The organism is Methylococcus capsulatus (assembly GCF_036864975.1).
In the GTDB taxonomy this organism is placed as follows: Bacteria; Pseudomonadota; Gammaproteobacteria; order Methylococcales; family Methylococcaceae; genus Methylococcus.
In genome coordinates this window covers 2,536,510-2,547,506 of the sequence record NZ_CP104311.1, presented here as the reverse complement: position 1 = coordinate 2,547,506, position 10,997 = coordinate 2,536,510, and the positions used below count along the sequence as shown (strand labels likewise).

Sequence of the window (10,997 nt, the reverse complement as noted above, 5' to 3'; positions counted from 1 at the left end):
GATGATCAGCCAATTGCGCACCCTGTGGATCGTGCTCAAGCACACCTTCTCCCGTGCCGACACGGTCCAGTACCCCGAACAGCGACCCAAGCTCTATCCGCGCTACCGCGGCCGCATCGTGCTCACCCGCGACCCGGACGGCGAGGAGCGCTGCGTCGCCTGCAATCTCTGCGCTGTCGTTTGTCCGGTGGACTGCATCGCGCTGCAGAAAACCGAGGATGTCGATGGCCGCTGGTATCCCGAATTCTTCCGCATCAATTTCTCGCGCTGCATCCTTTGCGGCCTGTGCGAAGAAGCCTGCCCGACCTACGCGATCCAGCTCACCCCCGATTTCGAACTGTGCGAATACGACCGCCGCAACCTGGTGTACGAAAAGGAACACCTTTTGATCCAGGGGACCGGGAAATATCCGGGCTACAGTTTCTACCGGGTGGCGGGCAAGGCGATCGCTGGTAAAGACAAAGGCCAGGCGGAAAACGAAGCGCCCCCGATCGACGTGCACAGCCTTCTGCCCTGACTGCAACCCCACAGGCATCGACATGGAACTGACCCTTTTCTACCTCTCCGCCCTGGTCGCCGTCGCCGCCACCTTCATGGTGGTGATCCAGTGCAATACCGTGCACGCCCTGCTCTACCTCATCGTCTCCCTGCTGGCCTCGGGCTTCATCTTTTACCTGCTGGGCGCGTTTTTCGCGGCGGTGCTGGAGGTCATCATCTACGCCGGGGCGATCATCGTGCTGTTCGTGTTCGTGGTGATGATGCTCAATCTCGGCAGCAAAACGATCGAGCAGGAAAGACAATGGCTGTGCCCAGGCATCTGGCATGGCCCCGCCGCACTCTGCGCCATCCTGTTCGCCGAGCTGCTGTTCACCCTGACGCGTTCCGGCGTCCACGAGGCGAGCCGGATCGTCGAATCCAAGACACTTGGCATTGCCCTGTTCGGCCCCTACCTGCTGGCGGTCGAAACGGCCTCCATGCTGCTGCTGGCGGGGCTGGTCGGCGCCTATCACCTCGGCCGTCCCCTCAAGTCTTAGGAGCTGAAGTAATGGCGCCGATTCCTTTCGAACATGCGCTGCTCCTAGCCTTGGTCCTGTTCGTGCTAGGCCTGATCGCCCTGCTGATCCGGCGCAATTTGATCGTGATGCTGATGTCGGTGGAGATCATGCTGAACGCGGCGGGACTGGCCTTCATCGCCGCCGGGTCCCGCTGGGGCCAGCCCGACGGCCAAGTCATGTTCCTGTTGATCCTGACCCTGGCCGCTGCCGAAGTCGGTGTAGGGTTGGGGCTGGTGCTGCAGATCTACCGGCGCCACAAGACGCTGGACGTGGATCGCCTGAGCGAAATGCAAGGCTAGGAGTCGTCATGCTGAATCTGTTGTGGCTGGTTCCCTTCCTTCCTCTGACGGGCTTCCTGATCCTCACCGGGAGCGAAGGCCGGCTGGCCAGACGTTTCGTCCCCTGGATCGGCGCCGGTTCGGTCGGCGTCTCGGCAGCCCTGACGGCCGCCCTGGCTTTCGAACTTCTGACCCTGGCGCCGGAAGGCCGGGTGTTCCGACAGACGCTCTGGCACTGGATGGCGGCGGGCGATTTCGGCGTCGATTTCGCCTTCTACCTCGACGCCCTGTCGCTCAACATGCTTTTGGTGGTCACCGGAATCGGTTTCCTGATCCACATCTATTCCGCCGGCTACATGGCCGATGACCCCGGCATGGCCCGTTTCTTCGCCTACATGAACCTGTTCGTGTTCGCCATGCTGATCCTGGTATTGGCGGACAACCTGCCGCTGCTGTATCTCGGCTGGGAAGGCGTGGGGCTGTGCAGTTACCTTCTGATCGGCTTCTGGTATGAGAAACCCGAGAACGGCTATGCGGCCCGCAAGGCTTTCGTCGTCACCCGCGTCGGCGACACCGCCATGGCGCTGGGGTTGTTCCTGCTGTTCAGCCAGCTCGGCACGCTCGACATCCAGGAGGCATTGACCCGAGCCGATACCCAATGGCCGGCGGGCTCGGCCATGGCCACCGCCGCGGCCCTGCTGCTGCTTGGCGGCGCCGTCGGCAAATCGGCCCAGTTGCCGCTGCAGGTCTGGCTGCCCGACGCCATGGCTGGCCCCACCCCGATCAGCGCCCTGATCCATGCCGCCACCATGGTCACTGCCGGCGTCTACCTCATCGCCCGCACCCACACGCTGTTCACTCTGGCGCCCGAGGTACAGACCCTGGTCGCGGTCATCGGTGCCACCACCCTCCTAATGTCCGGTTTCAGCGCCCTGACCCAGACCGACATCAAACGCGTCCTGGCCTATTCCACCGTCAGCCAAATCGGCTACATGTTCCTGGCGCTGGGCGCGGGCGCCTGGTCGGCGGCGATCTTCCATCTGACCACCCATGCCTTCTTCAAGGCCCTGCTGTTCCTCGGCGCGGGCGCCGTCATCCTGTCGCTGCATCATGAACAGGACATCTTCAGGATGGGAGGCTTGCGGCGCAGCCTGCCGCTGGTATTCTGGACCTTTCTCATCGGACTGGCGGCCCTGGTCGCTCTGCCGTTCACGTCCGGGTACTACAGCAAGCACGAAATCCTGCTCAGCGCCTACGCTGCCGGTACCGCCGGCCCCTGGTTGTGGGCCGCAGGTACGGCGGGCGCGATCCTCACCGGCCTCTACAGCACCCGGCTGCTCCTGATCGCGTTTTTCGGCCCGGAACAAACACCGGCCCATCGGCATTACGGCTCCAGCATCGGCGTGCCGCTGGTGGCTCTCGCCGTTCTTTCCCTCGGCGGAGGTCTGGCGAAACCGTCCCTGTTCCCTGCGCTGCCCGAAACCGGACCGGAACAGGCCGGTGGCCCGATCGGCATCTTGACCACAACAGCACCGTTCCTCGGCATCGCGCTCGGCTATCTCATCTACCGTACCGGCGCCAGTTCAGCCGAAGCCCTAGTGCGGCTACCCGGCGCAGAAGCATTGCGGCGCCTGTGGTTCAACGGCTGGGGCATGGACTGGCTCTACGACCGGCTGTTCGTCCGGCCTTTCGTTGCGCTCGCCCGGCTGAACCAGGCCGACGTGGTCGACCGGCCGTATCAAGGTATCGTCGCCCTCGCCCGCCTGGGTCATCGCCTGCTGGTACCCACCCAGACCGGCCAGCTCCGGCGCTACGCCGCTGGTATGCTGTTCGGCGCCGCCCTGATCCTGGCCTTGGGGGTATGGGCATGATCCTACTCTGGCTGATCCTGATTCCCCTGATCGGCGGACTGCTGGCGCTCCCCGCCGGCCGCTGGCGGGACCACGCTCCGCGCTGGCTGGCACTGGCCGCCCTGACCTCGGACACGGCACTGCTGCTGGCTCTCTTCGCCCAGCCCGTGCCGGACTCCACCTGGCTGGTGCAGACCGACTGGGCCTGGATTCCGCGCTTTGGCATCCGTTTCCATCTGGCGCTGGACGGATTGAGTCTTCTCCTCACCACCCTCACGGTGTTCCTCGGCTTCGCCGCGGTGCTGTGCTCTTGGACCGAGATCCGCGAACGGCAGGGCTTCTTCCATTTCAACCTGCTGTGGACGCTGGCCGGCGTCATCGGCGTGTTCCTTGCCCTCGACCTGTTCCTGTTCTTTTTTTTCTGGGAAGTCATGCTCATCCCGATGTATCTGCTGATCGCCATCTGGGGGCATGAGAACCGGGTCTATGCGGCCATGAAATTTTTCATCTTCACTCAGGTCAGCGGCCTGTTGATGCTGATCGCGATCCTCGCCCTGGTGTTCCTGCATTACCAGACGACACGGACGCTCAGCTTCGATTATTTCGAGCTGCTCGAAGCCGACCTGTATCCGGGCGCGGCCCGCTGGATCATGCTCGGCTTCTTCATCGCCTTCACGGTCAAGCTGCCGGCGGTTCCCTTCCACACCTGGCTGCCAGACGCCCATACCCAGGCACCGACCGGCGGCAGCGTGATCCTGGCCGGGGTGCTGCTGAAGACCGGCGCCTACGGCCTGCTGCGCTTCGTGGTACCGCTGTTCCCCGGCGCGGCGCAGGATTTCGCCCCCATCGCCATGGCGCTGGGCGCGGTCAGCATCCTCTACGCCGCCAAGCTCGCCTTCGCCCAAACCGATCTCAAGCGCCTCATCGCCTATACCAGCGTCAGCCACATGGGCTTCGTGCTGCTCGGCACCTTCGCCGGCAACCAAGCGGCGCTGCAAGGCGCGGTGATGACCATGCTCGCCCACGGCGTCAGCGCGGCAGCGCTGTTCATGGTCGCCGGCGCCCTGCAAGAGCGGCTCCACACCCGCGACATGGGCAGGATGGGCGGCTTGTGGGCCCGGGCGCCCCGCCTCGGCGCTATCACCCTGTTCTTCTCGGTCGCCGCGCTGGGCATGCCGGGGCTGGGCAATTTCGTCGGCGAATTCCTGGTGCTGCTGGGGAGCTTCCGCGTCGATGCCGCAATAACCGCGTTCGCCGCCCTCGGCCTGATCCTAGCGCCGGTGTATGCGCTTTACGTGATGCAGCGGGCGTTCCACGGGCCGGATTCCCGCCATGAAATCCGCGATTTCGGCCTGCGCGAAATGGGCGTGATGCTGTTCCTGGTCTCTGCGACTGCCTGGATGGGGCTGCATCCCCAATCGATGCTGGCCTACACCGATGCCACGGTGACCGGCCTGACCCGGACCCTGGCCCAGCGAGGAACCTGACGTGACCGCCGACGCTTTCACCGCCCTGCTCCCCTTCATCGTACTGTCGGCGGCCACCGTCGCCGTGATGCTCGCCATCGCGATCCGGCGGAGCTTCCGCCTCGTTTTCTGGCTGACGGTCGGCGGCCTGCTGGCCACACTGTCCACTCTGCCCCGCGCACTGTCGGTCGCACCGGCCCGCGCCACCGACCTGCTGCTGATCGACGCCAACGGCGTGTTCTTCCATGCGCTTTTCCTGCTCGCCGCGCTCGCCGTCGCCCTCCTGTGCCTGGCCTATTTCCGCCGGCGCGAGAACGAGAACGAAGAAATCCTCGTGCTGCTCCTCACCTCGACCCTGGGCGCACTGCTGCTGGTATCCAGCGCCCATCTCGCCATGTTCTTCCTCGGCCTGGAAGTACTGACGATCTCCCTGTTCCCGATGATCGCCTACAGCGTCCGGGCCTCCCGCCCACTGGAAGCAGGCATCAAATACCTGATGCTATCGGGACTCGCCTCCTCTTTCCTCATGTTCGGCATGGCGCTGGTCTATGGCGACCTGGGCGTGCTCTCGTTCGAACAGATCGGCGCGAGCGGCCTGGAACTGGAGCAAAAACCGCTCGCTCTCGCCGGCCTGTTCCTGATCCTGGCCGCGGTTGGCTTCAAACTGTCTCTGGCGCCGTTCCACCTGTGGACGCCGGACGTCTACCAGGGCGCACCCGCCCCCGTCACCGCCTTCCTCGCGACCGTATCGAAGGCATCCATGTTCGCCCTGCTGCTGCGGTTTTTCACCGCCGTCCATGCCGAGCGCTCGGAAACCTTTCTTTGCGTGCTCGGCATGCTGGCCGCCGCCTCCATCCTGGCAGGCAATCTCCTGGCGCTCCTGCAGGTCAGCCTGAAGCGGCTGCTCGCCTATTCGTCCATCGCTCACATGGGCTATCTGCTGGTGGGATTCGTCGCGGCGGGACTACTGCGGCGGGACTTGCAGGCGGAAACGATCGCCTTCTACCTCGCCGCCTACACGCTCACCAGCCTGGCCGCGTTCGGCGTCATCTCCGCTCTATCCGACGACGACCGCGAAACCGACCGGCTCAGCGACTACGCCGGCCTGTTCTGGCGTTCACCCTGGCTCGCCGCAGTGCTCAGCCTCGCCCTGCTGTCGCTGGCCGGCATCCCCCTCACGGTCGGCTTCGTCGGCAAATTCTACGTCTTCGCCGCCGGCGTGCAGGCTGGAACCTGGCCCCTGGTCGCCGCCGTCGTCATCGGCAGCGGCATCGGCATCTACTACTACCTTCGGGTCGTGCTGGCCATGATTCAGCCGGCCGGCGCCGCTCAACGGATCGCACTGCATCCGGCGGCCGGCGCCGCGCTGGGCGCCGCAGCGCTACTGGTGCTCGCGGCCGGCTTGTTTCCACAACCTTTGATCGATGCCGCCGCCAACGGCCCCCAACCGCCCTCCACCGCCGACAACCCGCAACGGCTGACCGCGATGGGCGGAAACCCATAAGACGTTTCCGCGCCACCTGCTCATCGCATCGCACTTTCCGGGAGGGAAGCACCGGCAAGCTTGCTGGCGGTCAGCGCTCGGGAACCGGAATGTTATGATCGGCGTGACGACAACAACACCGCCATCCTTATCATGACTTGGCCTGGTCTCCCTCTCGCACACTACCGCTTCGAATTCTCCTCCGAACAGCCGGTCAGGCTGCCCGATTATCCCGGCTCGGCCTGGCGCGGCGCCCTCGGCCGCGCGCTCAAGCGCGCGGTATGCGTAGTCCGCGGCACCCCCTGCAAAGAGTGCCTGTTGTATCGCGCCTGCGTCTATTCTTACGTATTCGAGACGCCCCCACCCCCCGGGACCCGCAAGATGCGGAAATACGACGCCGCCCCACACCCTTTCGTGCTCGAAGTTGAGCCCTCCCACGCGCCACAAGCCATCCAGATCGGTGTAACCCTGATCGGCCGGGCCGAGCGTAATCTGCCCTACCTCGTGCACGCCCTGCAGCAGGCTGGGCGACAAGGCATCGGCAAACGCGACAACCGGCTCGAACTCCAGACCATCCGCCAGCACGACGGCAATGGCAACACGCTGCCCATCTGGAGCGCCGAACAGCCGCTCACGCCGCTGCCCGCCGCCATTCCGGCCACCCCGCCGTTGCCGGAACGCTGCCGCATCCTGTTGCAGACCCCGTTACGGCTACGGCGGGAAGAACACCACGTCGGCCCTGGCGAATTCGGTTTCGCCATCTTCTTCGGCAATCTGCTGCGCCGCCTCTCCATGCTCAGCTACTTCCACACCGACACTCCGCTGGAAACCGACTTTGCCGATCTCATGACCCAGGCACGCCAAGTCCCCCTGAAAGATACCGAACTGCGCTGGTACGACTGGACCCGTTATTCCTCCAGGCAGAACACCGCCATGCAGATGGGGGGACTCCTCGGCAGCTTCATCCTCGACGGCAGCCGTCTCGCCCCCTTCTGGCCCTACCTCTGGCTGGGGCAATGGACACACACCGGCAAAGCCACCAGCATGGGACTGGGGCGCTACCGGATTGAAGCCCTGCCGGCAAACTCCGATGCCGCCGGACCCCGGCAACCCCCCGCAAACTTGCCGCAGCCCCCCGCGAACGCCTGATCCGGCATACTTCCGCCCCGTGTTCGTCTCAGCCACATCGTATGGAAACGCCACCACTTTGCTACACCCGGCGCATTCTGCTCGCAGTCACCGGCCTCACGCCGCAAGTCGTCACCGAAACCCTCTATGCCCTACGTCACCGAGCAGAGGATGCCCTGCCGACCGAGGTCCACCTTCTCTCCACCGCCGAAGGGGTCGAACGCGCCCAGCTCACCCTGCTCAGCGATGAGCCCGGCTGGTTTCACTGGCTGCGGCGGGATTACGCCCTGCCGCCCATGCACTTCGACGAAACCTGTCTGCATGTCCTCGAAGACGCCGCCGGGCGAGCGCTCACCGACATCCGCACCGAAAGCGACAACATCGCCGCCGCCGACGCCATCACCGACTGGATCCGCCACTTCACCGACGACGACGCAGCACAGCTCCACGTCTCGCTGGCCGGCGGCCGTAAGACCATGGGATTTTATGCCGGCTACGCCCTCTCACTGTATGGCCGCTCACAAGACCGGCTCTCGCACGTCCTGGTGATGTCCCCCTACGAATCGCATCCCGACTTCTTCTACCCCACCCCGACCAGCCGCATCATCTACACCGCTGGTGTCGACAGTCGGCCACTGGACACCAAAGCCGCCACGGTCACACTGGCCGACATACCCTTCGTGCGGCTGCGGCAAAACCTCCCCAAAGCCCTGCTCAAAGGCCGCAGTCGATTCTCCCTCGCAGTCGATGCCGCCCAATCCGCGCTCGCCCGGCCGGAACTGACGATCGACCTGGCGCATCGGCGAATCCAGGCCGGTGGCGTGAGTCTCTGCCTCGCGCCCACCCAACTGGCCTTTCTGGCCTGGTTCGCCCGCCGCCGCCTGGCTCAAGCGCCCGCCCTGGTCTGTCCTCCTGACGGTGTTTTCGAATCCGAATACGCCCGCGAATACCTCGATGAATACATGAAGATCATCGGCGCCATGGGCGATGGCGACCGCACCCAGGAACGGCTCAACCGCGGCATGGACAAAGGATTCTTCGAACAGACCAAATCCAAGCTGCATCGCAGCATCGACGACGTGCTCGGCCACGCTGCCGGCCCCTATCTCGTCGGCCACGATGGCAGCCGGCCCCGGCGTTTCAGTCTCACCCTTCCGCCGGAAGCCATCCGTTTCGGAACCATCGACACCTGATGTTCGCGTAAATAGCGAGCGTAAAGAAATCAACCGCAGATCGTCAGGCCGGAATGGACAACGCCCCTCGCAAGGACGTAAAAGCCTTGCCCCCGATCGGCTCCGGGGCAGGCGCCCGACGCCGGAGTCCGGGTTCCCACATGGAAATGGCTTCAGGCAGCGGCAGCAAGTTTCTTTCCGTCAAGAAACTTGCCGACCGGCTAGGCCGCTCATGCCAGCAAGCTTGCCGGCTCTGACACGGCCGCCGTCTCTCCCTAAACTCCGCGCCGAACCACGACAGTCGCCGCAATAGCGGCTCATCGTCATCGACCTACCAAGGAGAGTGCAAAGTCTCATGAAAAAACCGCTGATCATCGCCACCGGCCTTATCCTCTCGGCCTGCAGCGCGGCGTGGCATGGCCACAACGTACAAGATGCCCTGAACTCCGGCGACAGACTCACCGCCGGTACCGTCCAGCGCAGCATCCGCGTCGGCATGAGTTCCGCCGACGTCATCGCCGCCCTGGGTGCCCCCAACATCGTCAGCACCGACGAACAGCGGCGGGAAGTCTGGGTATACGACAAGATAGCCACTGACGTCGCCTACTCCACCAGTACCAGCTACGGCACGCTGCTGCTGCTCGGCGCCAATGGCGGCAGCGGCGCCCGCTCCAGCAACCAGCGCACCCTCACCATCGCTATCAAATTCGATGAACAGCACAAAGTGCGCGACTTCTCCTACCACCAATCCAGTTTCTAAGAATCCCTATGATGCATCGCACACCACTCCTGCTGCTGCTCGGCCTGACCCTGCTCACCGGCTGCGCCGGAAAAATCCCCAAAGAAGCGCTCGCCCTGTCCCAGGAAAGCCTACAGGTCCGCCAGTTGGAAACCCGCCGCTTCGCCACCCGCGACGAAAGCCAACTGCTCAACGCCTCCTCTGCCCTGCTGCAAGACATGGGCTTCTCGATCGAAGAAGTGAACGCACCACTTGGCGTACTGGTCGGCAAGAAAACCCGCGACGCCCGCCGTGCCGGCCAGATCGTCGGTGCAGTACTGCTCGCCCTCCTCACCCGGGTACCCATGCCCACCGACAGCTACCAGATCATGCGCGCCTCGCTAGTTACCCGCCCCCTGTCGAACGGCAAGGACACCGCCGTGCGCATCACCTTTCAGCGCATCGTATACGACACACAGGAAAGGGTCACCGCCGCCGAACCGATCCTTGAACCGGAAATCTATCAAGAATTTTTCGCCAAACTTTCCAAATCCGTGTTTCTCGACGCCCAGCAAATCTAAAGCCCAGACATGAACGCACTCCGACTCGCCCTTGCCACCAGCCTCGCCGTGCTCACCCTCACCGCCTGCAAAAGCACCCGCGAACACCTGCTCGACAGCGACCAGAGCCAAATCGCCCTGCGCCAGATCCAGACCAAAGCCTTCGACACCGCCGACAAGGAAAAGACCCTGCGCAGCGTCATTGCCACCTTACAAGACCTGCAGTTCGTAATCGACAAAGCCGACCTGACCGTCGGCGTGGTCAGCGGCACCAAACTATCGGGTTACCAGCTCAAGATGACCGTCACCGTGCACCCGCGCGGGGACAAACAAATGGTGGTGCGAGCCAATGCCCAGTACAACATAACCCCCGTCACCGATCCCGAGCCTTATCAGCAATTCTTCGCCGCCCTGCAAAAAGCCATGTTCCTAACCGCCCATGACGTCGACTAAGGCTCCCGGTACCGTCGCAAGTGGACCGCGAGACTTGCCTGGCACCTGCCTCGATGCTTAACTAGCCGGTACCGGTACTCTCACCGGTACCGGTCAACCCGTGCAAAGCTAAAATCAGCTTTTTGAGACCGCGATTCCATGGTAACCAATGGATTGGAAAGGATAAAAAAACGAATGGTGTAATCGAGATCTGATTAAGAAGGGATTCAAATTAATATGAAACAAGCCATCATTTTCCACCTAAAAAGGATACTCATGGATAAACACACTCCAGTTGTCGCCCTGCTACTCGTTCTCGGCATGCCAGCCCATGCCAGTATCGAGGGCCAATGGCTTTGCAAGATCAAAACGCAAACCGTCACTACGGTCCATGGCCGGCAACATGTCTCTTACGATAAATCCGTCGCCGAATTGATTTTGAATGAAGACGGTTCATATACTTCGACCACGCCCGTTCTTAGGGATTTCGTGATGACGGGCCATTTCAAACAAAACGGGTTCAAGTTTAGCTTTCGTCCGAACTATGAGGACTTGATTTTTGTCGTCGAAGAAGGCTGTCGTCAAACGGGTATGGAATGTAAAGTCTATGGCATTTCGGGCAGATCCAAGGGAAAAATAACTGCCAATGAATCGCGGTGCCAATGAATCGCGGATCAAAACCCACAACACCTAGACGATCTCCCTACGGGTCAACTCCACAATACCCGTTCATACCAAATCAACCTCGTTTTCGGTGTGCCAGCGGGATTAGGACCATAGCATTCGATCGCGGCGAAACCTCCGGACACGATGATCCGCCGTAGTCCGGGTCAGGCATTCCCTCGCATAACCCCA

At 62.9% G+C, this 10,997-nt stretch carries 12 protein-coding genes; all 12 read left to right on the top strand.

The window, feature by feature from the left end; genetic code table 11:
• The first annotated feature begins 1 nt into the window (after position 1).
• Complete coding sequence (nuoI, locus tag N4J17_RS12505; protein ID WP_198321530.1) at positions 2-517, top strand: NADH-quinone oxidoreductase subunit NuoI; 516 nt, start codon at positions 2-4, stop codon at positions 515-517.
• 22 nt (positions 518-539) lie between these two features.
• A complete protein-coding gene (nuoJ, locus tag N4J17_RS12500; protein WP_198321529.1) occupies positions 540-1,034 on the top strand; it encodes an NADH-quinone oxidoreductase subunit J in 495 nt (164 codons plus the stop codon).
• Positions 1,035-1,045: 11 nt separating this feature from the next.
• Positions 1,046-1,354, top strand: coding sequence for an NADH-quinone oxidoreductase subunit NuoK (gene nuoK, locus N4J17_RS12495; protein ID WP_198321528.1), 309 nt, complete (start codon positions 1,046-1,048; stop codon positions 1,352-1,354).
• An 8-nt stretch (positions 1,355-1,362) separates the two neighbouring features.
• Positions 1,363-3,204 carry an NADH-quinone oxidoreductase subunit L gene (gene nuoL, locus N4J17_RS12490; protein WP_198321527.1) on the top strand — a complete coding sequence of 614 codons (1,842 nt, stop codon included), beginning with the start codon at positions 1,363-1,365 and terminating at the stop codon, positions 3,202-3,204.
• Positions 3,201-4,670 carry an NADH-quinone oxidoreductase subunit M gene (nuoM, locus tag N4J17_RS12485; protein WP_198321526.1) on the top strand — a complete coding sequence of 490 codons (1,470 nt, stop codon included), beginning with the start codon at positions 3,201-3,203 and terminating at the stop codon, positions 4,668-4,670. The genes nuoL and nuoM overlap by 4 nt, the downstream gene beginning before the upstream one ends.
• A gap of 1 nt (position 4,671) precedes the next feature.
• Positions 4,672-6,153: an NADH-quinone oxidoreductase subunit N gene (locus N4J17_RS12480; protein WP_198321525.1), complete on the top strand. Its 1,482-nt coding sequence runs from the start codon at positions 4,672-4,674 to the stop codon at positions 6,151-6,153.
• Positions 6,154-6,285: 132 nt separating this feature from the next.
• On the top strand, positions 6,286-7,281 hold the full coding sequence (gene cas6, locus N4J17_RS12475) for a CRISPR system precrRNA processing endoribonuclease RAMP protein Cas6 (RefSeq protein ID WP_198321524.1): 996 nt from the start codon (positions 6,286-6,288) through the stop codon (positions 7,279-7,281).
• Between the two features lie 41 nt (positions 7,282-7,322).
• A complete protein-coding gene (csm6, locus tag N4J17_RS12470; RefSeq protein ID WP_198321523.1) occupies positions 7,323-8,453 on the top strand; it encodes a CRISPR-associated ring nuclease Csm6 in 1,131 nt (376 codons plus the stop codon).
• A 334-nt stretch (positions 8,454-8,787) separates the two neighbouring features.
• Complete coding sequence (locus N4J17_RS12465; protein WP_198321522.1) at positions 8,788-9,192, top strand: hypothetical protein; 405 nt, start codon at positions 8,788-8,790, stop codon at positions 9,190-9,192.
• An 8-nt stretch (positions 9,193-9,200) separates the two neighbouring features.
• Complete coding sequence (locus tag N4J17_RS12460) at positions 9,201-9,731, top strand: hypothetical protein (RefSeq protein ID WP_198321521.1); 531 nt, start codon at positions 9,201-9,203, stop codon at positions 9,729-9,731.
• 9 nt (positions 9,732-9,740) lie between these two features.
• Positions 9,741-10,163: a hypothetical protein gene (locus N4J17_RS12455; protein WP_198321520.1), complete on the top strand. Its 423-nt coding sequence runs from the start codon at positions 9,741-9,743 to the stop codon at positions 10,161-10,163.
• A gap of 216 nt (positions 10,164-10,379) precedes the next feature.
• Positions 10,380-10,808, top strand: a complete 429-nt coding sequence (locus tag N4J17_RS12450) for a hypothetical protein (RefSeq protein WP_232470168.1) — start codon at positions 10,380-10,382, stop codon at positions 10,806-10,808.
• Positions 10,809-10,997 lie beyond the last annotated feature (189 nt).